The sequence below is a fragment of the Sphingomonas sp. AOB5 genome (genome assembly GCF_029433115.1).
Classification (GTDB): Bacteria; Pseudomonadota; Alphaproteobacteria; order Sphingomonadales; family Sphingomonadaceae; genus Sphingomonas.
Map to the genome: position 1 here is coordinate 119,915 of NZ_JARNTV010000004.1, position 22,494 is coordinate 142,408.

A 22,494-nucleotide genomic window follows, 5' to 3' on the forward strand; every position below is an offset into this window, starting at 1 on the left:
GTCAAGGTCATGGATCAGGCCGCGACGCTCGCCGCCGTGGTTAGCGATTGCTCACCGCTCGCATTCGGGCACCACGGAAAGATGTCTCCGTGATCGGTGATATCGATATCGTGCTCCTGCACGGTCTTGAGGAGGCGCTGATGCGCGAGCGCGAGGTGACGGCGGCTCTCAAGTGAGAAGGCAACGGCTTTCCCGGCTTCTTCGAGGGCGGCCTGGGTCGCCCCGAATGGAAGCCCCGCCGCCTGTCGGCCGTTCGCGATGGACGCGAGGAAAAGAGCATTGGCTTCGATATGGCTATCGGAATTGAGTTCGGCAGTGTGCAGGCGGTGTACCGCCTTCGCCACGCCCATAGAGGCGACTTCAGACATAGTGGACCCGTCCCGCGGGACGCAGAGTCCACGCGGCCTTTCTGACTAAGCGTTTAGGGACGCGGGCGGTCGAGCGTTACGATCGCACCCGCGACAGTCAGAACGGCAATGCCAATGCCGGCTCCCATGCCGACTACCAGCAAGGCGATCAGAACGAGACGACGAAGTGGAGGAACACTTCGTGGACTACGCTCCGGCCCGGGAATGGGCGACCAACTCAGCATGTTGGGCGGACTAGAAAGAGCCGAATATGCTTTCAGCTCCTCGCGAACTCGTAGCCCCCCAACGGCCTCGTCGGCCGGTTCCCCGTCAGACTGCGAGGGTTCGATTGCCGGGACATCGACCGTTGGCTCAACGCGGGAAATTTGCTCGCGTACCGAATACGTGCCCTCGCGCTCCTCAAACTCACGAAGCAACCGTGCGGCTTCGCGGCTGCTCGCGGCGCGTAACGTCGCGCGAGCGCCGGCTAGATGGCCCTCAACGGTGCGCAGGCTAATGCCGAGCTCGTCGGCTATCTGGTGGAGATCCTTGAGTTCGCCCACGAGACGGAGACAGCTACGTTGCCGCTCGGTGAGCGACTTCACGCGTTCCGCAAACTGCTCCCAATCAGGCTGTGGCATGCCTAGGGCCTGTTACGCTACGGCGCGTGCCAAGGGAACCGACTGTTGGTGGATTTGCAGAGAATCAGAACAAGCGGAGAAGGCGGCAGGCTATGAGCAAACGCGGCTTTCGGAGGATTGGAGGCGCGGTTGAACCCGTTATCCTCGGCGTGTTGGTGATCGGCTCGGTGCTAGCGGGCATCTGGAGCGCCATGGCCTGGCTATTCTAGCCCCTTGAGCACTTCGGCCGGATCGACGTTGAGGATGCGGCAGAACCGGACAAATTCCCAGACGTCCATGCGCCGCTGCTTGCGTTCCATTCGGCTGATGAATGTCTGCTCCTCACCGTACTGAGCAGCAAGTTCGACCTGGCTCATTCCGACTGCCCGCCGACGCGCGATCAGGCGATCGATGATCTCGATATATTGCGGCTCGAATGCGGACTTGCGGGCTTGGGGCATCTGCCCGCCCACTGACAGGGCGTTTTAGAATAGTGCAAAACGCCCTATGGTAAATCGCCCTATTTCGATGTATTCCAACCGCACATTTGGTGGGGGAAGGCATGAAAGCGCATCGACTGATTGCGGCCGCTGGCGCCGCGTCACTACTCTCGGCATGCATGGGTGGCGGAGGCGGGGTGAACTCCGCCTCCAGTAGCGCGATAGACGCGAAAGCGCCTGAGACCTTCGCCTATGCGCCTGCCAGTGATCGCAGCATCCGCGTATCGGTCGATCAGGTGCTCATGCAGGGCCAGCGGGGCTATCTCCCCAAGGATCGCAACTGGCTGCAGCTCCAGCTCACCGTCACCAATGTCGGCCGCCAGACCATCCAACTGAGCGACGTGCGTGCTCGGCTCAACAATGGAGTGGTAATCGCTGCAGCTGGTACGGGGCATGAGCTAGCGGCGGCCCCGAGCTTCGGCGGGACTGCCGCCAAGTCGCTTGGGATCGGGGTGGCCGGTCAGGTCGCCGGTTCGCTCATCTTCCCGCCGCTCGCGCTTGTGGCGGGCGGTATCGGCCTCGCCAATATGCTTGGAGGTCATGAGAGTTGGCGTAAGCGATTGCAGCGCATCGAAGGGTCGCTCCTTCGCGCTCAGGCCATTGCGCCGGGAACGAGCGTAACCGGAAACGTCTATGTTCCGGCAGTCCGCGGCCAGACCGCGCTTATCGTCTTCTACGTGGCCGGTGGCCGCTCGCAGTCGCTTGTGGTGGCGCGAACGGGAGCCACCTTATGATCCGCCGTATATCCATGATCGTGACGTGCCTGAGTCTAGCGCCGCTCGTCTCTGGCTGCGACAGCACCAAACTGGGCGCGGCCGATCAGCAGCGCCTCACCGATCAATTCTATCAGTACCTCAAGAGCAAGACGTTCCGAGCCAATGGCGCGGTGTCGTGCAGCGAGACCTTTGATCTCGGTCCTGCGCGCCTCCTGGACGCAACGTCGTCAGGCGACACCGGGAAGCTGCGCATCGCGGTCGAGGTGACCTACAAAGGACCCTATCGCTACTACCTAGGCCGCTATCCTGCGATCCATCACCCCGGAGCCGTTTGCTATGGCGCGCCTCCGAATGGCTGGGATAATGGACAGATCAGCACCTCCCGCTACGAGGTGCTCGTGGAGCGGTGGGATTCGGGATGGCGCATTAAACAGCCGCAGGACTTTCAACTGTTCTAGCTGCTGCTGGTTGAAAGACGCGCTGAGCCGATCGCTTGTGATGTTCGCTAGGCACTAGTTGGGAAAATGCGCGTGACGCTGGATATCTTATCAGGGCATCTTGCCGATCCGCAGGGCGCAAACCCGATCGTGGCCGCGGTTGCGTGGCTTGAAGGCACGCTTCTCGGCACAGTCGCAACTGCCGTAGCGGTGGTTGCGATTGCCTCAGTAGGCCTGGCTATGTTGGGGGCGCGCCTCGACCTTCGCCGCGGCGCGACCGTCATCATGGGCTGCTTTATTCTGTTTGGTGCGTCGAGCATCGTCGCCGGCGTGCGAAGCGCTTCAGCTTCATTTGGTGGTGATGGTGCGCAGCATGTGGCCATAGACGAATCGCCGCCGATCGTCGTGCCTCCGTCTAAGCCTCGCAAAGACCCTTACGCCGGTGCGTCCTTGCTTCCTTAGTCGATGACATAGGAGCGTCTCGATGAGTTGCGATTGGCTCCATTATGGTATTAAATCGCTGATCGAAAGGGGGCGCCGATCTTTGCCTCCCCTTCGCAGCCGGGGGGCTTGTTATGAATGTGCTGCGCGCAATCGCGCTTGATGCCCTCGCGCAATGGGAGGGCACGTGTCTCGAATAATCCGAACGAAGCTGCTGGTATCGTCAGCTATCATCGGTCTCATAGGCGTGAGCGCTGCAAACGCCGAAGAAACCGTCGTCTACGTCTATGATGCGTTGGGTCGCCTGGTGGCCGTTCGAACGACAGGAACGGTCAACAACGGACAAACCAACTCCATCTGCTATGATCGGGCTGGAAACCGTCTCAAATATAAATCGGACCCATCTGCGACGCTGGCTACGTGCCTGCCGCTGGGGCCGGTTCCCGAGCCAAGTCCGCTTCCCACACCTACACCCAGCCCGACACCCACTCCGGCGCCAACCCCCACGCCAACACCGCCGGGGGGTGGAGACGATGGGTGTCATTGGGTCGGTGAACAATATGTCTGCGAATAGCAAATTCGCAGCGTGATTCTTCTATATCGGGATGCAGTGACATGCACGTATTGACTGGCAGCGCACGCACCGTGTCGCGCGGCGGCAACCAGACAACCGACTCGAGAACGACCCTGTTGGCAAAATCTGCTCTGTCACTGGTGATGGTGCTTGCTCAAGTGACGTGTGGTTGGGAAGCCCACGCGCAGTCGCAGGCGCAGGTAAGCGCGCCTCCACCTGAGCAGTACACGATTTCACCAGGCGGCGTGGACATGCGCTCTGGCGTATATGCGTATCGTATGGCCGACCTGTCGGTGCCGAAGTTCGATCTTGAGCGCACCGACGCCGCCGGTCTTCCGGGTTCCCCCGCGCCGTTCGCCAGCATGGGGCATAACTGGAGTATCATGCTGACGGAACGTCGGCAGAATCTGATTTCTCATGCAATCGTGAGCGCAGGGCAGTCCGATTATCAGGTCTATGTCTCGGTCGATGGCCGGACCGAGACATTCCAGGCATTGGGCATCGATTGGCCCTTCGAACAAATGTCGCGGACACCGATGGCGCGTCTCGCCCATACCGGTTCGCGTGGCGCTGGTGGTGAAGTGTACACCTACACGGCTGCGGACGGCTCCACGATCGTGTTCAGAGCGCTGCCTGCGATCGGTGCAGCAGACTGCTCGACTACAATACGATGCGCCTATGCGTCGGAAGTGAATGCGGTCGATGGCACGAAGTATACGCTGCAATATGATACCCGCACGACCGGCAACCGGGCGCGGCTGAAGAGCGTTACAAGCAGTCGTGGGTATCTGCTCCTGTTCGAATACACGAACGCCGACTGGAACCTAGTTACCAAGGCATGCATCTATAACCTTGCGGCTTCGCTGGCGCCGACAGACGGCCTTTGCTCGTCGGCTGCATTGGCCACCACCAGCTATAGCTATACCAGTTACGCGAGCGAGCCGAAGCTGGCCAGCGTTACGGATGCGGCCGGCAAGGTGTGGACCTTCGCCTATGCGGCGGGAACGATCGGATCCAAGACATATCAGAAGGTCAGCTATTCCCGGCCCGATGAGACCACCCCTTGGCTCGTCAACTGGACGGCGCCACAGAAGAACAGTTTCTTCGTCGACCAAGATGTCACCTGGAAGCAGGATTTCGCTGACGGATCGACCTATTCCTATAATTTCGACTTCAGCCCGAGCCAGATTGGCGCGCCTCCCGGGGCGCCAGAGCATGTGCTTGCTGGGGGCACCTACACAGATAATCTCGGACGCACGACCACGGTAACTTTTGGTTTTCCGGAAGTCCCCTACTCGATGAGCAATCAGCTGCCGGGGTCCGGGACCGGCGTCATCCTGTTGTACCACCTGCAAAAGCCGACGCTCCCGGCAATTCTCACCAGCCGATCCGATCCGGACTATGATCTGAATGTCATGGCGAATGATCAGAGGGATGCGTTCAACAATGTCCTGCTGACTTCCGATCTTCTCCAACAGGCGCACTGCAACGAGTGCTCTGGCCCAGCGGGATATAAGTTCAACATCGCATATCAAATCACGCCCGGACCGACGGCGGTTACCGACGCGCTCGGACGAACGACAAGCTTCGATTATTGCGATAAGGCAGTCGTATACCCGCAATATGAGCCATTCACTTGTCTTACCGTGGGGTTGATCCAGTCATGGACAGACCCTGAAGGTATCCGGACGGAATATAAATATCTGAGCAGCCGTCGCACGGAGAGCCGGCGGATCGCGAAGCCGGGTTCGGGGCTGGTCGATATCGTCGAAAGTGCAACCTATTCGGACTGCACCTCGATGAAGGTCTGTCAGCAACCCCTGACCGTCACCGACGCCAATCAGAACACCACGACCTATACCTACGATCCAGCGCACGGAGGCGTTCTCACGGAAGTCAGGCCTGCGGTGAACGGCGTCTCCCCCGCGAAGAAATACAGCTATTCGCAGCGATATGCGTGGATCAAGAACAGCGGCGGCGGATACAGCCAATCGACTGCCGCGCAGTGGCTGCTGACCGAGGTCAGGACGTGTATCTCAAGCACGTTGAACCTGACTACAGGGACCTGTGCCGCCGGAACATCCGATCTTGTGATAACCAACTATGATTATGGCCCGGATTCGGGGCCGAACAATCTGTTGCTTCGTGGAACGGTCGTGACGTCGAACGGGACCAGTCTGCGAACCTGCTATGGGTACGATAAGGCAGGCAACAAGATCAGCGAGACCACACCGCGTGCGGAGTTGACCGCATGTCTGTGATCAAAAGCGGTTTCACTCGCCGCGCTGTGGCGACCCTGCTTCCTGCGCTGGCGCTGTTTTCAGTGGCCGGTGATGCCCATGCGCAGGCCAGCGCGTCCCGATTTACCAGTGGTACCCGCTATGACGTGATGCATCGGGTCACCGGTGTGATCAGCCCTGATCCTGACGAAACGGGTTCGATCAAGCACGCCGCTGTTCGTAATACATATGACAGTATCGGGCGCCTTATCCTGGTCGAAAAGGGCGAACTGGCCTCTTGGCAATCGGAAGACATCGCGCCTGCGAACTGGTCTGGCTTCACCGTCTACGAGAAGCTCGAGACTAGCTATGATGCGATGGATCGTAAGCGCACCCGCACGTTATACGGGCTAAACGGCTCCAACGTGTTCGTGCCGTTCTCGGTGACCCAATACAGTTATGATGCCGTGGGTCGGCTGGAATGCACAGCGGTCCGGATGAATCCTGCTTTCTATTCGGCGTTGCCGACAAGCGCGTGCGTGGGAACCGTCGGCCCAGCGGGTGCGGACCGTATCACCAAGCTGACATACGATGCCGCTGATCAGGTGACGAAGGTCACCAAGGGCTATGGGACGATCGTCGAGATCAACGACGCTACCTACGCGTACACTCTCACTGGCAAGCGGAAGGTGCTGATCGACGCTAACGGCAATGTCGCGACAATGAGCTATGACGGTCACGATCGTCAAATCCGCTGGAACTTTCCGTCGAGCACCGCGATCGGCGCGGTTTCGACCACCGATTTCGAAGGTTATACTTACGACGCTAAGGGTAACCGCACGAGCCTGCGAAAGCGCGACGGACAGGTCATCTCCTACAGCTACGACGCGCTTGGGCGGATGACACTAAAGGACGTGCCGGGCGGATCCTCACAAGACGTCTACTACGCCTATGACCTCCGCGGGCTTCAGACCCAGGCACGGTTCGGCTCGAGTTCGGGCCAAGGGATTACGACCGCCTATGACGGGTTCGGCCGGATCAGCTCCTCCACGACGAATCAGGGTGGCACGACGCGCACCCTGTCCTATCAATGGGATCGCAACGGCAACCGCACCCAAGTCACCCATCCTGACGGCGCCTATTTTACCTATGACTATGACGATCTCGGACGCCTGATTGCGATCAAGGAAAATGGTACCACGCAGATCGCAAGCATTCCTTATGACAATCGTAACCGCCGCGCGAGCGATACACGCGGCGGCGTAACGACCACCTACGGCTATGACGCAGTATCTCGTCTGGCTAGCCTATCGAACGATCTTTCAGGCACCAGCGCAGACGTCACGACGACGTTTGGCTACAACCCGGCGGGTCAGATTAACCAGCGGACGCGCAGCAACAACGACTATGCGTTCACCGCGAACTATGCGGTGGAGCGAACCTATACCGTCAATGGTTTGAATCAGTATGGCACCGCAGGGCCTGCGAGCTTCTGCTACGACGACAATGGCAACCTAACCTCTGACGGGACGCGAGCGTTCCGCTACGATGTCGAGAACCGGCTGGTGGCGGCGCATGTTGCGACGGCAGGCTGCCCAGCGAGCTATACCGGAGCGCAGATCGCGGCGCTGACATGGGATCCGCTGGGCCGGCTGTTCGAAACGTCCGATGGGTCTGCGGGCGTGGCGCGGTTCCTTTACGACGGCGACGAACTGGTCGCGGAGTATGACAGTAGTGGCACGATCCTGCGGCGCTATGTCCATGGTGCCGGCAATGACGACCCACTGATCTGGTATGAAGGTTCACTCTACGCGACGCGGCGGTCGTTGCAGGTAGACCATCAAGGCAGCGTGGTGTCCGTGGCGGATGCCAGTGGCGCGCTGATTACCGCCTATGCCTACGATGAGCATGGCATTCCCCAGGTGTTGACCCCCGGCGGTGCGATGGGCCGATTCCATTACACCGGTCAGGCATGGATCTCCGAGCTGGGCATGTATCATTACAAGGCCCGTATTTACTCGCCGACGCTTGGGCGGTTCCTGCAGGTCGATCCGATCGGGTATGAGGATCAGATAAATCTCTATGCGTATACCGGCGGCGACCCCATGAACCGCCGCGACCCGAGCGGACTTTGTTACACCGACAAGGATGGCAGACAGTTCGGCATTTGCGCCCGAGGTCCGCAGAGCCGCGATATGCAGGCCGCGATTGATATACAAATTAATGATCAGCGTTCTGGGGTTGGTGATGTAGAGCGGAGGCTGATTGCATCTAACCAGTTGATCACTGTCCTAACCCAGCCCAACAATAGCCGAGGGTTGCCAACCGGAGGGGGGGCGATTGAACCAACCGGCGACAGAACGATGGGGAACTACGTCCTTTACGTCGATCCGATGAAATGGCGCTATCAGGCTCGTGATGGCCGAGGTGACATAATTAGGTACTTGATGCCGCTAGATGAGCTCCTTGAACATGAGTTGGCGGGTCACGGAAAGAACTTCCTAGATGCCGGACGCTGGGTCGGTGGCGAAACAGAAGCGCTGAGGGTTGAGAATGAATATCGTCAAAAAAAGGGTAGCCCCATCACCAGAAATAACGATGATCACAGGGGTGGCGGGGAAAGAACCAATCAAAGTCACTTTGATATTGCGGACATTGATTTCTCAATTAAAAATTAAATTTATAACTGCATGCTTCGCAATAATAACCCTGTCGCATGGCAATTCATGCGCCCAAAGTATAGCAGATATACCATCCGTACGAATTAATTCGATAGCGGGGGCGTGTATAAATAGCAGCGGTGAACAATTTGATCTTTCCACAGTAAATTTGATCTACAACAAAACTATTAAATTAAAATGGCAGGGAAGTGAATATTACTCCATAGTAATAGGAGATAAACTCGCTATATCTAAAGATGAAAAAATAGGACAGTTTTATCATCTATTTGACATACCGTATGTGATTAAAATCGAAGACAGATTAGATTTAATTGTATTGCACGCTGAGATTTTAGGTGATCATTATATATACTGGTCAGAAAGTTTCCGTAATATTCCATCTTCTCAAGGAATATTGAAATACTCGGGATCGGAATTGGTACCGGTATGCCAAGGCATCAGAATGCCAGAATAACAATTAATTGATCATTATAGTTTTTTAAATCGAATTACATGAGAATTGTACGAATTATCTCATGTCGCCTTCAATTTTCCCTGAATTAAGATGCGTAATCACAACAGCTCCTGCAGAGAAGATTGTCATTTGCCGCGCTTCACTTTGCCAGGGCTTCCTGCGTGCCGGGAGCCGATGTGCAAGCACATCAACTCTATGAGCCACGGCTTCCGCAATCTCTTGGCGAGACTTCGCTCCAACCTTCAAGAAGCAATCGCGCACTTCCGCGTGACGGTAGAGGCAGGTCTCGATATTTCGGTGGCGGCACAAGGTAACGATCTCGTTTTGAAGCTGCACGATCCGTCGCGCTCGCCGAGGTAATCCTTCTGCTTCTTCGAGAACAACGATGTTCGGGCTAAACCGATCTAGAAGACGCACAAGTTTCTGTAGCGACATCCAGTTCTTATCGCCCGTTGCTACAATGGTTCCCCAGTCGTGAGCAGCCTCGCCTTCAAAGATGACATATCCCACGCCGCGGGCTCCACAATGGATACCCATAAGCCGAGAGCGAGACTCCATCATACCAACTTGGTTCTACTGCTAATATTTTGAGCGATCTGTGAAAGGAGCGCCCGTCGATGCTCGGCCGTGGATCCCGTTTGGCCGTCGAGTTTCCGATCAAGCGCCGCAACCCGGCGCATCACCGCATCTTCCACTTCTTCGTATAGGTGGGGAAAGAGCTTTCCGGGCAATTTCCCATAGATGACCTGCAACGCGAGGACGGCATCCAGTCGAAGCCTCTGCGCGTACGACGGGTCATCCTCCAGGCGCCCGATCGTCGATTGGGAAACGCCAATCAGGTCAGCAAGATCATATTGAGTAAGGGCGTGCTTACGCCGCAAAAGAACAATTTGGTGAGACATATGATGAAGGTTAAGCGGCAGCAGCGCGCAATCTCCCGCCACTGCTATCATCGGGCATTCGCGCCAAATTCCTAAGGCGTCACCGCACCCGCACGAGAGGCCTCAGTGGTGAATTTTCGCGCTGAGGGTGGGATAAATCCAACACCGCTGTGCCCTCATCAATTGATTTCCCCGAAGCGCGCCATAAGCTCCGCAACCTTCGACTTCTCGTACGCAGGGATTACATAGATCCCCGCGCTTTTCCGCGTTTCGAGCCTTAACTGAGAGCGCACCATATGGCCGACCGACTTAATGGCGAGCGCGTTTCCGGTGGACGAGCTATACTCCCGCGCCAGCTTCGAAACCGATACGTGCGTCGTACCATCCTCGCGAAATAGGCGGTCCAGGATGCCCGCGATCGCGATGTGTGGCTGTGAGGCGCGTCTGGCGCGCGCCCGCAGGTCTGCGTTGGCAAGATAGACACCGACCCGCTCCCGGGCCGCAGCGTCTTCGATCAGGCTCAGCAACGGTATCGCCATCTGGTTGCCGCGAGGCGACAAGGTTTCGAGCATACACGAAGGATCAATTGCAACGGTGTGACGTGCGGCAAATCGCCACGCCAGCAAGTCGTTTCGAAGCGCCTGTGCCTCAACCCGCAGCGTTGCTGGAGTGACGAGCGGAATCCCCGACCGAAGCGGACGCGCGCCCATTTCTTCGGTGATGCAGCGGCTCTCAAGTGCCTCGTCTGCAAAATGCTCACGCATGGCAATTATCTTGGGGCCGAAAACGCAGAATGCGGACGGGCTCAATTCCCGGTGGCGATTGGTCAGAGTTCGCAGCACAGGCAGGCCGCGCATAGTTCCGTTATTCAATATCTTGACCAGGTCCGCGGTGGAGTCTGAGAAACGAAAATCTGCTTCGTCTAATGCCATAACTCCTTGAAATGCGTTAATTATGTGAAATACCGGCGAGACGGTCGATGCGCCAGACGCGAAGAAGGACTTGTGGCAGAGAAGCCCAATCGCCAGCAGCGCCCTGCTCTTGCCCGACCCAAGCTCCCCACGGAGCCGCAGGATCGGTGCCTCGTTAAACGCGTCGTATACCCAGCTGAATAACACATAGTATGCGGCCAGCTCCTCGAACGCAGGCGAAAGATCAACATAACGGTGCAGGAATGCGGTAATCTCAGCGACTAGTGCGGCCTGACTCTCATATCTGCCGATCGCGCTGGGTAGCGCGATACACCCCGAGGTAAGCAAGTTGTTCGTCGCACCGTACGGGATCAGAACTTCTCCATTCGGCAGCTCTATGCTGGCGAGAATAGCAGGGCCGGCGTCCGCCTTCGCGATAGCGAGCGAGGTGCCCACGTCTGGATCGTACAGCAGCTCAATCAACGTACCGTCCGGAAGTATTCGAGAGATCGTGGGAATGGGTGCGCTCATGGCTTAACGATACGCGAGGGGCGCGGGTCGAAGCAGGCGTCACCACACCCAACCATGGGTCGGATGCACCCGTGCGGCTATCGCCGCGCCCGAGGGACAATGCCTCCATGGATTCCCGACTTAGCAAGGCCAGGATAGAATCGATTCACCCGCAGCAATTCCCTCGTCAGGACTTGGGGGACGTTGGGGACATCGCTCGCCCCATGAAATACTTTCTCTACTGCCGAAAATCGACCGAACGGGAGGAGCGACAGGTTATGTCGCTTCAGTCGCAGCAGGATGCGGCAGAGCGCGCCTTCCTCAACCAGCCAGCGATTGAAGTGGTCGAGGTTCTTCAAGAGGCAATGAGCGCCAAGAACCCCGGCCGACCGGTGTTCGCGGACATGCTAAATCGAATCGAACGTGGTGAGGCCGACGGGATCATCAGCTGGGCGCCAGACCGCCTAGCGCGAAACTCCATCGACGGCGGTCGCATTATCTACCTGCTCGACACGGGCACGATCCGTGATCTCAAATTCGCTACCTACACCTTCGAGAATAACTCTCAGGGCAAGTTCATGCTGTCGATCATGTTCGGTCAGTCGAAATACTATTCGGACGCTCTTTCGGACAATGTGAAGCGCGGCAACCAAACGAAAATTGAGCGAGGCTGGCGCCCCAACCGCGCCCCGCTGGGCTATCTGAATGACCCCGCTACGAAGACCATCGTACCTGACCCGGTGTTGTTTTCGCTCATCAGGCGAATTTTCGACATGTTGATCTATGAGGGCCGTAACCCGCACGACGTCGCTACCATCGTTCATCAGCAATGGGGATTGCTGACCCCCGGGGGACAACGCAGCGGGCGCAAACCAATCAGCAGGTCAACGATCTACAAGATGCTCGCAAACCCGTTCTACAAGGGGGAATTCGAGTGGAATGGCCAGATCTATCCCGGGCTGCATCAGGCAATCGTCACCCCATCCGAGTTTGCCTGCGTTCAACAAAAGCTCAACGAGAGATCTACGCCCCGCCCAGTCCGGCTTTCCTTCGCTTACACCGGCATGATCCGGTGCGCGACGTGTAGCGGAATGGTCACTGCCGAGCGAAAGACGAACCGTTTTGGCTCCAAGTATATTTACTATCACTGCTCAAGTAGGGGCCCTTTGCGGAATGGCTGTTCTGAGCTGTCGGTAGAAGAGAAAGTGCTTACGCAAACCTTCTTTGTGTTTCTGGAATCTCTCAGAATCCGAGAGGATGTCGTTGCCTGGGTACGTGGCTATTTGCCGGAGTTCGCGAATGACGTGAAGGTTAGGAGAGGGCAAATCCGACGCGTGCAGATTGCCGCACAAGCGGAAATCGCCGCGCAGCTGGCAGAGGTTACATCGCTGCGTTTGCGGCGGCTGATACAGGACGAAGAATTCGACCAGCTTCGCAGGCAGCTCGAGGCCCGAAAAGCCGCGCTCGACGACATTGATAACGCAGAAGACGTGGACTTGATCGAACCCTTCGAATTGCTCGTAAAAGCCAGCAAGTACGCCGTGGATTGGATCGCCCAGCCGGAAAACGCCGCAAAACGAGAGCTGCTAAAAATTGTTGGATCGAACCCTACCTTGGGTGCCAAAAAACTCAGTATCTACGCCACAGAACCGTTCTTTTCGGACCCGGAATTGTGCGCGCTTCCACGTCTGCTGCACGACGTAGAACAGGTTCGAACCTTGACGCCTAGACAGATCGCAGGGCGAGGGCGCCGTATCGTCGCTTCTCTCGCGAAGACACTTGAAAGCGAAGACGGCCGCCATCGGTTCGAAGTTCTACGACGCCTTATCCCGCGTCTCGAATCTCCCGACAACGAATTGCCCATTCTTCCGCGGTCATACCGCCGGGCGGTGTCGAAAGTAGCTCGACGAAAGCGATCAGACGCCGCGCCATCTCGTTCGCCTCGTCGCGCGAGATCCGACGTCCATACCCGCCCTCGAAAGCATCAATAAAGGCATCCAAGGCCTCGTCGGAAAGAGTCATTCCTGCATTCTCTTACAGCACTCAATTTCCGCATGGCGTCACGGCATTCAGTCGAGATGGCGGCTGCGCGGGTAATACGCAGCCGACCAAGTCCCCCAAGTCTCCAAGTCCACAACATCTGATATTAGGCCGCTCAGTGCAGCTTGCGCGTGCGTGCGGGGCCGAGCGCCGGAAATGCTATGATCGCGCGGCGATCGGGAATTGCGCAAAGGCGACAGGTTGCACAATTCACATCGTCTCGAACCCGCGCCGGGCAAATCACCACCTTCCGGCCCGCAGGCGTAGTCGTGTTAGTCATTTGGTCAGCCGGCACCACGACGGTGACCGGCCCGCAGTTTGCGTCCGCCAGGGCATCCGCCTCGTCCAAGGTGTCAGCACTCAGATTGACCGCGAAGCCTTGTGCGTTGGCTTCGCGAACGCACGCCTGGTTGTGCGAATGATCGACGACATCATAGTGCGTGTAGGTGTATCCGCGTCGGCCGCGATTGGCAGCGATCAGCCGTTTCAGCGCTTGAAGGTCGATGCTTCGTTGATCGCGGGTGGGAAGGTCTCCCGCTTGGTTATGCCTCCACACCGTCCCCGGTGGGAGCGCGCGGACTAGACGCGCGAGTCCGGCGAAGTCGTACACCGGAATGCGTCCGCTGATGCTGGTTCCGGGTGAAGCCCTGTCCAAGCCAGTCCAGATATAATGCCCCAGATGCCCATGTTCGGCGTAACACAATGACGCTTCGGGGCCGTCGCCACCCTTTCTAAATGGACACGCTATTGGACAGGTTGAGCGAGGGCTCGTGGTCACCATGATCGGACCGGTAATTCGGTTTCCAGATTTCTTCGTTACTATAAATTTCTCCATGTAACTGCCTCCGAATGTTGGAAGCAGCTCAGTTATTACTACAAATTACCTCTGTAACCGGTCGCAGTGAGGCTGTATGACGCACGAAATTCTACTATATCCAACTATGAGTGGGCCAAATATTTTTTGACTGCCCCACCTTTTCAGCGATGACATGAACAGCCTGAGCCGCCGATGAGAGCTGTCCTCGCGCATCGTAGAACCCATGGCTGGGTGCGGTGACGCCGTTCCTTCCCAGCCGATTGCTCATATCCTTGCAGCAGACCTTGCCCGCGGCGCCGAGCCTCTTCGAGGCTATGCGGACTGGCTCCGCGCTGCGGGGAAGGATCGATCTTTCAATTACCGTTCCGGCAGCCTCGCGCGCCGCCCAATCGGCATGCGCGGGTCCTCTTTGATGACCGCTGACCGGTCGGGAGTACTACATGAAACTAAGCTACATTGAGCTCGCGAAGCTCATCATCTCGCCATCCAATATGCGCGCGAAACACAAGCGTCGCGACATACAGGATCTCATACCGTCGGTGCGCGCTCGCGGCGTACTGGTACCCATCCTAGTTCGACCGAATGGCGAACCCGGCGTCTTCGAGATCGTTGCCGGCCGGAGACGCTTTATGGCAGCGAAAGCCGTCGCAGATGACGGTGGCGGCATCACGGAACTTCCATGCGCCATTATGGAAGCCGGTGATGACGCCGGTGCCCTTGAGGCTTCTCTCATCGAAAATGTCGCCCGCCTCGATGCAGATGAGGTCACGCAATGGGAAACATTCGTGCGTCTCATTCGCGAGGGGAAAACTGCCGAAGACATCGCTGCCACGTTCGGTTTGCCCCAACGTATGGTGGAACGGGTGCTGGCACTCGGCAACTTAGTGCCACGTATCCGCGCCCTATATCGAGCCGGTCAAATCGACGTAACGACCGTACGGCACCTGACAATGGCGTCCACCGCACAACAACGAGAATGGCTCACGCTGGTCGATAGTGAAGATCGACGAGCGCCCACAGGCCGCCTGTTGAAAGAATGGCTATTCGGGGGAACGGCGATCCGGACATCCACCGCGCTGTTCGACCTCGAAGACTACACTGCTCCCATCATTTCGGATCTGTTCTCCGACGACAGCTACTTCTCGGACGGCGCACTATTCTGGCAGCTCCAGAACAAGGCGATCGATGCGAAGCGGGAGGCGTACCGAGAGGATGGGTGGTCGGACGTCATCGTTCTCGAGCTTGGCGAGCAATTCCGGAGTTGGGAGCATGATAGGCGTCCTCGCGACAAGAAGGGGCGCGTATATCTCGCAGTGTCGTCGCAGGGGGTGGTCGAAGCCCATGAAGGATATCTCCCGCGGAAAGAGTCTTTGCGACTTGATCGCGAAATCGAGAGCGAAGCGCCGAAACAGCGTACAGAGCTAACCGCCCCACTGCGCCGGTACGTTGAGTTGCATCGCCATCTCATGGTGCGCCACTTGCTTCTCAGCCGGCCCATGTTGGCGCTCCGGTTTATCCTCGCTCACGCGATTACAAGCTCGTCGCTCTGGTCGATCGGATGCGAGAATCAGCAGACGGACAAGCCTGATACGGAAACAAGCATTACAAACTCCCCGGCTCAGGCGACCTTCCTCGAACGACGCATATGGGCATATGAGATGCTCGGGCTGGATCTTGGGCGGCGCTCGCTGACGGGCGTCTACGATGCTGCCAATTTCTCTGAAATTGCCAAACGGCTCGTGGACCTTCCGGACAACGACGTGCTGGAGATCGGTGCCATTGTGATGGGTGACAGCCTTCAATCAGGTAGCGGCGCCGTAGACGCTCTGGGCGAGCTTGTAACACCTGATGCGGGTGAAATGTGGTTGGCGGACGAAGCCTTCCTGGCGCTCGTGCGCGATCGCAAGGTGTTGCTGGCGCTTTTGGAAGAGGTGGCGGGTACGGATGTCGCGCATGCAAATGGGGATGCGTCGGCAAAGATCTTGCGGACAATCCTCCACGATTGCCTGCAAGGAACTAACGGCCGCACTCAGGTTCTGGGCTGGGCACCGCGTTGGCTGCGGTTTCCTGCTACCAGCTACCTTGCCGGACCATCCGCGGACGAAGATGCCGAGCGGAATGAAGATGGCGATCTGGTCGACCTGCCGGAAAATGCCGATACCGCATAAGCTGCCAACTAGCCTGCTCATATCCTCGAAAGCCTCTCCCCAGGGAGAGGCTTCTTTTTGCGAAGTCGTCCGGGCTGCGTGCCGTGACGCCATGCGAGCCGCAGGAGTTTGCGGAACAATGGTCCCATGGACATCTCGTATTTCGCGGAGACCAATCATCATCAAAAGTTCGTCCGGTTCGGCATCAAGCAGCCCGACCGGCTTAGCCACATGTACATTCTCGGGGCTACCGGCGTAGGCAAATCCACCCTCATGAGAACCTTGGCCGAAGGCGACCTTCGGGCAGGGCGAGGACTCATCCTAGTCGATCCGCATGGAGACCTTGCTGAGCAAGTGCGCGACGCCGCAAGTCAATGCGGCCGCCCGCTAATCTATCTCGACGCGGCCGATCGCGCCCAACCTTTCAGCTACAATCCTCTCCGCCGCGTTCGCGACGACAAGATTCCACTCGCAGTGTCCGGGCTGATGGATGCGATGAAGATGCTCTGGCACGACGCCTGGGGTGTCCGGATGGAGCATCTGCTGCGCAATTCCTTGTTCGCGCTGATAGAACGCGACGGATCTACCCTTCCCGATCTGTTGCGCCTCTACACGAACAAGGCGTTTCGCCAGGAAGTGGTTTCGGAAATACGCAACTCGACGGTTCGGGCATACTGGCGGGATGAATTCGCAAAGTACCCAGACCGATATCGGGCCGAGACCCTAGCCCCTGTCCAAAACAAGCTGGGTGCGCTGCTGACAGACCCGCATGTTTACCGGTGCTTGGTAGAGGGGCCCGTATCACTCGGCTTCCGCTCGATCATGGATCAGGACGGTGCGATCGTTATCAACCTAGCTAAGGGCCGATTAGGTAACGACGCTTCCAACATTCTGGGTAGTGTCTTTGTCTCAACGGTCGCGATGGCCGCTATGTCTCGCGCGGAAGTGCCGGCAGCCATCCGGCGACCCTTCACTCTGTATGTGGACGAATTTCAGTCCTTCACCACGCTCGCCTTCGCAAACCTCATGCCCGAGCTGCGTAAAATGGGATGTGGCATCGTTGCGGCAAACCAATACTTGTTTCAGCTATCTGAGGAAGTCCGACACTCGGTTCTTGCGAACGCGGGCACCTTCATTTCATTCCGCGTGGGTGCGACGGATGCCACCATCATCTCCAGCATGTTAGAGCCACGCTTCGGCCCAATGGATGTGATGAGCCTTCCAAATCACCACTTGTATCTGCAGCTTATGATTGACGGTGCACCGAGCGCACCCTTCAGCGCGAGACTGCCACACGCTACGAAACTCAGTGCCCACTAGCGCTGTTCAAGAAGGAGCTTCTCCCACGCGGCCATGAGCGTTCGGCGCTTCTCAAACCGATCTGAGCGTTGATACGCTCCCACAACACCCACATCCACGGCATGTCCAAGAACGCTTTCCTTGGTTTCGTAGTCGGCGTTTGTGGCCTCCTCGCACCAAGTTCTGAAGGTGCTGCGAAATCCATGCGGCCGAGCATCGTACCCTTGGCGCTTCATCAGCGTGGACATAGCGGCATCCGAGATGGCTTGTCCTTTATACGCTGGAAAGAGATAGTGCTCCGACTTCTCGCGGCACCGCTCCACGATCGCGATTGCCTCGCCCACCAGCGGAATGCGACGCTCAGTTCCCGTTTTCGTGCGCCCCGCCGGAAGCGTCCAAACGCCATCACTGATCTCGTCAAAGGTCGCAAGACGGACCTCACTGGTGCGAGCGCAGGTGAGGATCAGAAAGCGCAGCGCAAGTGCAGAGACGCCCTCCGTAGCCGCCAGCGACCGGTAGAAAGCGGGGGCGTTATTGTAGGGGAGGGACGGGATGTGCGTCGTGGTATGGCGCTGTTTCCCGAGCAGCGCGCGAGCCTTGGCGCATGCCTGCAGATCAACTGAAAGGCCGAGCGCTGCCGCGTGCTGAATAGCGAGGCTCATGCGATTGAGTGCCTTTACCGCCGCTTCTGGCTTCTCGTGCCAGATCGGCGCCAGTAGCTCTTTGAGTACATGCTGATCGACGTCCTCAATGGCGGTCGTGCCGATCTTCGGGATCACGTGGACTTCTAGCGGCGACATCCACCGCCCCGCCTTACCATCACCTTTGAGTTCCGCTTTGCGAGCCTTGAAGCAGTCTTCAATGGCTTCCTTGACCGTGAGGCGCCGCGCCGTGCGCTTCGCCTTGTGACGCTCTTGGATCGGATCTTGCTGAGTGCGGGTGAGCTTACGGGCTTCGCCCGCTCTCTCGCGGGCCTCGGCGATCGACACGTCAGGCCACCGGCCAAGCCCCATCTCTCGCCGCCGACCGGCGATAAAGAGGCGCAGAACCCACTTGCCGCGAGCCTGGTCGGACTTGATGAGCCACAGCCCTTGGCCGTCCGCGTGTTTGCCCTCAGGCGCGCTCTTGGCCTTAAGCTGAGTGAGCACATTGTATCGCATGTGATCCCCCGTCTAGTCCCCCGTTAAGGACGCGAACTAGTGATATCACATGGGCAGGTATGAGCAATCTAATTCAGTAGAATAAATAACTTACGGTTAGCATGAGCGGGTAAGTTCGGGTCTTCGGTGCCTCTCGACCGCACCATTCAAACCCGTTGGATTAGCCGGGGTCTCGTGATCGAGACCCCTTCGGGCTTTACCGCGCCGTCCGCGTCTCTAGGATCGCGGTATGAAGCATCGCCTCCTGCTCCCGCTGCTGCTCGCCACCTCCGCCTGCGGCACCTCGACCACGAACAGCGCGGGGATCGCGCCGCCGGTGGACGATGCGTCGCTCCACAAAAGGCTGCTCACGCTCGACACCCATCTCGACACGCCGGTCCATTTCGCCCGGCCCGGATGGGATTTCGGCGCCCGCCACACCTATGAGAATGATCTGGCGCAGGTCGATCTGGGGCGGATGGACGAAGGCGCGCTCGATGGCGGCTTCTTCGTGATCTACACCTCTCAGGGACCGCTCACCCCCGAAGGCTATGCTGCGGCAAAGGCGTTCGCGCTCAAGCGATCGGACGAGATCGCGCAAACCATCGCGCGCTTCCCCAACCGGATTACGCTGGCGACCAGGGCGAGCGACGCCGCGCGCATCGACGCATCGGGCAAGCGCATCGCCTATATCAGCATCGAGAACAGCTATCCGCTGGGGCTGGACCTCACCCTGCTCGGCGAATTCTATCGCCGCGGCGTGCGCATGGCGAGCCCGGTGCATTTCCGGAACAACCAGTTCGCCGATTCGGCGACCGACAAGCCGCGCTGGAACGGCCTAAGCCCGCTCGGCCGCGAATGGGTGGTCGAGATGAACCGGCTGGGCATGGTCGTCGACGCCAGCCATGCTTCGGACGATGTGCTCGATCAGCTGATCGAGCTGTCGAAGACGCCGGTGATCCTGTCGCACTCGGGGCCGGACGCAATCTACGATCATGGCCGCAACCTCGACGATGCGCGCATCCGCAAGCTGGCGGCCTCGGGCGGCGCGATCTGCGTCAACAGCGTCTATCTCTCGCCCTACAAGTCCAGCGCGGCGCTGAACGCGCTGGCGGACGAATCGGACAATCTGGCGACGATGTCGCCGCCCGCGCAGGCCGATCTGATCGCCCGCATCCGCGCCCAGCAGAAGCTCGAGCCTGCCGGGCGGCCCGATTTCGAAGTCTTCATGCGATCGCTGCTGCACCTGATCAACGTCGCCGGGGTCGATCATGTCTGCTTCGGCGCCGATTGGGATGGCGGCGGCGGCGTGGCCGGGTTCGAGGATATCAGCGCACTGCCCAAGGTCACTGCGCGGCTGCGCGCCGCCGGTTATTCCGAAGCGGATCTCGCCAAGATGTGGAGCGGCAATGTGTTGCGCCTCCTGCGCATCGCCGAGGAGCGCAAGGCGAAGTAAGTATTCGCCGATCAGGCGGCCCAAACATGTCGCCCAATTATGCCGCAGTGCCGCATTTATTCCGCTATCTGGCACAATTCTGCGACAAGTCCGGTTTAGCGACGCCGGAAATCAGTGGAGTATCCGGGGTGGTGAAGTTCAAGTTCGGCTGCGCGTTGGCGGCGTTGATGGTGGGTGCGCTGCCGATGGCGGCGCATGCCCAGGCCTCCGATCCCGCGCCAAATGCCGAACCGGCGCAGGACGGCGACATCCCCAGCGAGGACGAGATCGTCGTCAAGGGCGAGCTGCGCGGTGCCGTACCCGGGGAGATCAAGCCCGAACTGACGCTCAACCCCGCCGATATCCGCGCCTATGGCGTCAGCAGCATCGCCGAACTGGTCGACGCGCTCGCTCCCCAGACGCGCAGCGGCCGCGGGCGTGGCGGCGACGGACCGGTGATCCTGCTCAATGGCCGCCGCATCTCGAACTTCTCCGAACTGCGCGATCTGCCGCCCGAAGCGATCGAGCGCACCGAGATCCTGCCCGAGGAAGCCGCGCTGAAATATGGCTATCGCGCCGATCAGCGCGTGGTGAACATCGTGCTGCGTCCGCGCTTCCGCGCGATCACCGCCGAACTGACCGCCGGTTCGCCGACCGCGGGCGGCTACTCCACCGTGCGTGCCGAGGGCGGACTGGTGCGGATCAACCGCAATGGGCGGATCAACGTCAATCTCCAGTATGACGGCACGACCCGGCTGACCGAGTCCGAGCGGGATATCACCTCGACGGTTACCCCGTCGCTGTTCGATTTCCGCGGCAATGTGTCGGGCGCGGTCGCCAATGGCGAGATCGATCCGGCGCTCAGCGCGATCGCGGGCTCGACCACCACCATCGCCGGCGTGCCCGCGTCCGCTGCAAGCGGTGCCCCGTCGCTGGCGAATTTCGGTACCACCGCGGGCACGCGCAACACCACCGACCTCACGCCCTATCGCACGCTCGTCTCGCCCAGCGACCGGCTGGCGATCAACGCCGTGATCAGCCGTAACGTGTCGAGCAAGGTCTCGGCGTCGTTCAACGCCCGGCTGGAAGCGACCAATCGCGAATCCTGGCTGGGTCTGGGCGGGCTGACGATGAACCTGCCCGACGGCAATCCCTTCTCGCCCTTCACCCGCGACGTGACGCTCTCGCGCTACCTGCCCGGATCGGCGCCGCTGTCGCGCACGGTACAGGGCCGCACCGCGCATGTCGGCTTCAGCGTGAACGGCGATGCGAAGACCTGGCGCTGGTCGGTCACCGGCAATTACGACCGGGTGACGTCGAGCAGCGTGACCGATACCGGCTTCGATACCGCCGCGATCCAGGCGCGGCTCGATGCGAACGATCCCGCGTTCAATCCCTTCGGCACCATTCCGCTGGGGCTGATCGGCGTGCGCCCGGCCGATATCGCCAAATCGACCTCCAGCGTGGCGTCGATCGACGCGCTGGTCAGCGGCCCGATCGCCAAGGTGCCGGCGGGCGAGATCCGCACCAGCCTGCGCGTCACCGGCCGCACCACCGATTATGACAGCAATTCACTGCGTTCGGGCACGCTGCGCTCGAGCAGCGTCGCGCGCGACCTGGGCAGCGCGCAGCTCAATGTCGATCTGCCGCTCACCAGCCGCCGCCGCGCCGTGCTCGATGCGCTGGGCGACATCTCGATCAACGGCAATGTCGAGATCGAACAGCTTTCGGATTTCGGCACGCTGGTCACCACCGGTTACGGTCTGGTGTGGGCACCGGTGCCGCAGCTGCGCCTGATCGGATCGGTCACCGACGAGGAAGGCGCGCCCAGCGCCCAGCAGCTCGGCGATCCCCGGATCGACACCCCCAATGTCCGCGTGTTCGACTATGTCCGCGGCGAAAGCGTCGACATCACCAGCATCAGCGGCGGCAATCCCGGGCTGACCGCGGACAGCCGCAACGTGTTCAAGATCGGCGGCAATCTGACGCCGTTCGAAAAGGTGCAGTTCAACCTCAACGTCGAATATGTCCGCAGCACCACGCGCAACCAGATCACGGCCTTCCCGGCCGCGACCGCCGAGATCGAGGCGGCCTTCCCCGGCCGCTTCACCCGCGACGTCAGCGGGCGCCTGATCAGCATCGACACCCGCGCGGTCAATTTCGCCAGCGCCGAGCGCGAGGAACTGCGCTGGGGCTTCAACCTGTCGCTGCCGCTCAGCTCGTCGATCGAGAAGCAGATGGCGGAGCGCCGCGCCGAGCGTGAGCGTCAGCGCGCCGAGGCCGAGCGCAACGGCACGCCGCTGCCGCCCGAAGGTCCGCAGCGGCC

Annotated in this window: 19 protein-coding genes; 11 read left to right on the forward strand and 8 right to left on the reverse strand. The window is 59.3% G+C overall.

The features are described from left to right. Positions 1 to 14: 14 nt before the first annotated feature. The 3 genes from P1X14_RS03380 to P1X14_RS03390 all read right to left on the reverse strand — a co-directional run bounded on the left by P1X14_RS03380 (position 15) and on the right by P1X14_RS03390 (position 1,440). Complete coding sequence (locus P1X14_RS03380; RefSeq protein WP_277313898.1) at positions 15 to 368, reverse strand: hypothetical protein; 354 nt, start codon at positions 366 to 368, stop codon at positions 15 to 17. Positions 369 to 421: 53 nt separating this feature from the next. Further along, on the reverse strand, positions 422 to 952 hold the full coding sequence (locus P1X14_RS03385; RefSeq protein WP_277313899.1) for a helix-turn-helix transcriptional regulator: 531 nt from the start codon (positions 950 to 952) through the stop codon (positions 422 to 424). A 236-nt stretch (positions 953 to 1,188) separates the two neighbouring features. Then, complete coding sequence (locus P1X14_RS03390) at positions 1,189 to 1,440, reverse strand: helix-turn-helix transcriptional regulator (RefSeq protein ID WP_277313900.1); 252 nt, start codon at positions 1,438 to 1,440, stop codon at positions 1,189 to 1,191. Positions 1,441 to 1,529: 89 nt separating this feature from the next. Between P1X14_RS03390 and P1X14_RS03395 the strand changes: the two genes are divergently transcribed. The 6 genes from P1X14_RS03395 (at position 1,530) to P1X14_RS03420 (ending at position 8,989) form a co-directional block, all read left to right on the forward strand. After that, positions 1,530 to 2,201 carry a hypothetical protein gene (locus P1X14_RS03395; RefSeq protein ID WP_277313901.1) on the forward strand — a complete coding sequence of 224 codons (672 nt, stop codon included), beginning with the start codon at positions 1,530 to 1,532 and terminating at the stop codon, positions 2,199 to 2,201. After that, positions 2,198 to 2,641, forward strand: a complete 444-nt coding sequence (locus tag P1X14_RS03400; protein ID WP_277313902.1) for a hypothetical protein — start codon at positions 2,198 to 2,200, stop codon at positions 2,639 to 2,641. Before P1X14_RS03395 ends, P1X14_RS03400 begins: the two co-directional genes overlap by 4 nt. 66 nt (positions 2,642 to 2,707) lie before the next feature. After that, positions 2,708 to 3,082 carry a TrbC/VirB2 family protein gene (locus P1X14_RS03405; RefSeq protein WP_346770440.1) on the forward strand — a complete coding sequence of 125 codons (375 nt, stop codon included), beginning with the start codon at positions 2,708 to 2,710 and terminating at the stop codon, positions 3,080 to 3,082. Positions 3,083 to 3,676: 594 nt separating this feature from the next. After that, a complete protein-coding gene (locus P1X14_RS03410; protein WP_277313903.1) occupies positions 3,677 to 5,896 on the forward strand; it encodes a hypothetical protein in 2,220 nt (739 codons plus the stop codon). Continuing rightward, positions 5,887 to 8,532 (forward strand): RHS repeat-associated core domain-containing protein, encoded by a 2,646-nt coding sequence (locus P1X14_RS03415; RefSeq protein ID WP_277313904.1) that lies wholly within the window; start codon positions 5,887 to 5,889, stop codon positions 8,530 to 8,532. Before P1X14_RS03410 ends, P1X14_RS03415 begins: the two co-directional genes overlap by 10 nt. Positions 8,533 to 8,683: 151 nt before the next feature. Next, positions 8,684 to 8,989: a hypothetical protein gene (locus P1X14_RS03420; RefSeq protein WP_277313905.1), complete on the forward strand. Its 306-nt coding sequence runs from the start codon at positions 8,684 to 8,686 to the stop codon at positions 8,987 to 8,989. Between the two features lie 54 nt (positions 8,990 to 9,043). Here the strand turns inward: P1X14_RS03420 and P1X14_RS03425 are convergent, their stop codons facing one another. From P1X14_RS03425 to P1X14_RS03435, 3 genes are all read right to left on the reverse strand, one after another. Then, the gene (locus P1X14_RS03425; protein WP_277313906.1) at positions 9,044 to 9,499 is read right to left on the reverse strand and encodes a hypothetical protein; all 456 of its coding nucleotides are present in this window, start codon (positions 9,497 to 9,499) and stop codon (positions 9,044 to 9,046) included. Between the two features lie 47 nt (positions 9,500 to 9,546). After that, a complete protein-coding gene (locus tag P1X14_RS03430; RefSeq protein WP_277313907.1) occupies positions 9,547 to 9,942 on the reverse strand; it encodes a helix-turn-helix domain-containing protein in 396 nt (131 codons plus the stop codon). A gap of 107 nt (positions 9,943 to 10,049) precedes the next feature. Beyond that, positions 10,050 to 11,264: a hypothetical protein gene (locus P1X14_RS03435; RefSeq protein ID WP_277313908.1), complete on the reverse strand. Its 1,215-nt coding sequence runs from the start codon at positions 11,262 to 11,264 to the stop codon at positions 10,050 to 10,052. Positions 11,265 to 11,515: 251 nt separating this feature from the next. Between P1X14_RS03435 and P1X14_RS03440 the strand changes: the two genes are divergently transcribed. Next, positions 11,516 to 13,282 carry a recombinase family protein gene (locus tag P1X14_RS03440; RefSeq protein ID WP_277313909.1) on the forward strand — a complete coding sequence of 589 codons (1,767 nt, stop codon included), beginning with the start codon at positions 11,516 to 11,518 and terminating at the stop codon, positions 13,280 to 13,282. Positions 13,283 to 13,446: 164 nt separating this feature from the next. Here P1X14_RS03440 and P1X14_RS03445 read toward each other — a convergent pair whose 3' ends face one another. Next, positions 13,447 to 13,941, reverse strand: a complete 495-nt coding sequence (locus P1X14_RS03445; protein ID WP_277313910.1) for a hypothetical protein — start codon at positions 13,939 to 13,941, stop codon at positions 13,447 to 13,449. Between the two features lie 647 nt (positions 13,942 to 14,588). Between P1X14_RS03445 and P1X14_RS03450 the strand changes: the two genes are divergently transcribed. Both P1X14_RS03450 and P1X14_RS03455 read left to right on the forward strand, forming a co-directional pair. Beyond that, on the forward strand, positions 14,589 to 16,316 hold the full coding sequence (locus tag P1X14_RS03450) for a ParB/RepB/Spo0J family partition protein (protein WP_277313911.1): 1,728 nt from the start codon (positions 14,589 to 14,591) through the stop codon (positions 16,314 to 16,316). Positions 16,317 to 16,442: 126 nt separating this feature from the next. Next, positions 16,443 to 17,615, forward strand: a complete 1,173-nt coding sequence (locus P1X14_RS03455; RefSeq protein ID WP_277313912.1) for a DUF87 domain-containing protein — start codon at positions 16,443 to 16,445, stop codon at positions 17,613 to 17,615. Here P1X14_RS03455 and P1X14_RS03460 read toward each other — a convergent pair. Beyond that, positions 17,612 to 18,754, reverse strand: coding sequence for a site-specific integrase (locus P1X14_RS03460; RefSeq protein WP_277313913.1), 1,143 nt, complete (start codon positions 18,752 to 18,754; stop codon positions 17,612 to 17,614). The genes P1X14_RS03455 and P1X14_RS03460 overlap by 4 nt on opposite strands. Positions 18,755 to 18,983: 229 nt before the next feature. Between P1X14_RS03460 and P1X14_RS03465 the strand changes: the two genes are divergently transcribed. After that, positions 18,984 to 20,189: a dipeptidase gene (locus P1X14_RS03465; protein WP_277313914.1), complete on the forward strand. Its 1,206-nt coding sequence runs from the start codon at positions 18,984 to 18,986 to the stop codon at positions 20,187 to 20,189. Between the two features lie 131 nt (positions 20,190 to 20,320). Next, a partial coding sequence (locus P1X14_RS03470) for a TonB-dependent receptor plug domain-containing protein (RefSeq protein WP_277313915.1) occupies positions 20,321 to 22,494 on the forward strand: 2,174 nt, incomplete at its 3' end.

Bases quoted from the DNA above. Each gene is read 5' to 3' on its own strand.
- P1X14_RS03380 (WP_277313898.1), bottom strand. From the start codon at position 368: ATGTCTGAAGTCGCCTCTATGGGCGTGGCGAAGGCGGTACACCGCCTG.
- P1X14_RS03395 (WP_277313901.1), top strand. From the start codon at position 1,530: ATGAAAGCGCATCGACTGATTGCGGCCGCTGGCGCCGCGTCACTACTC.
- P1X14_RS03400 (WP_277313902.1), top strand. From the start codon at position 2,198: ATGATCCGCCGTATATCCATGATCGTGACGTGCCTGAGTCTAGCGCCG.
- P1X14_RS03405 (WP_346770440.1), top strand. From the start codon at position 2,708: ATGCGCGTGACGCTGGATATCTTATCAGGGCATCTTGCCGATCCGCAG.
- P1X14_RS03410 (WP_277313903.1), top strand. From the start codon at position 3,677: ATGCACGTATTGACTGGCAGCGCACGCACCGTGTCGCGCGGCGGCAAC.
- P1X14_RS03415 (WP_277313904.1), top strand. From the start codon at position 5,887: ATGTCTGTGATCAAAAGCGGTTTCACTCGCCGCGCTGTGGCGACCCTG.
- P1X14_RS03430 (WP_277313907.1), bottom strand. From the start codon at position 9,942: ATGATAGCAGTGGCGGGAGATTGCGCGCTGCTGCCGCTTAACCTTCAT.
- P1X14_RS03440 (WP_277313909.1), top strand. From the start codon at position 11,516: ATGAAATACTTTCTCTACTGCCGAAAATCGACCGAACGGGAGGAGCGA.
- P1X14_RS03450 (WP_277313911.1), top strand. From the start codon at position 14,589: ATGAAACTAAGCTACATTGAGCTCGCGAAGCTCATCATCTCGCCATCC.
- P1X14_RS03455 (WP_277313912.1), top strand. From the start codon at position 16,443: ATGGACATCTCGTATTTCGCGGAGACCAATCATCATCAAAAGTTCGTC.
- P1X14_RS03460 (WP_277313913.1), bottom strand. From the start codon at position 18,754: ATGCGATACAATGTGCTCACTCAGCTTAAGGCCAAGAGCGCGCCTGAG.
- P1X14_RS03465 (WP_277313914.1), top strand. From the start codon at position 18,984: ATGAAGCATCGCCTCCTGCTCCCGCTGCTGCTCGCCACCTCCGCCTGC.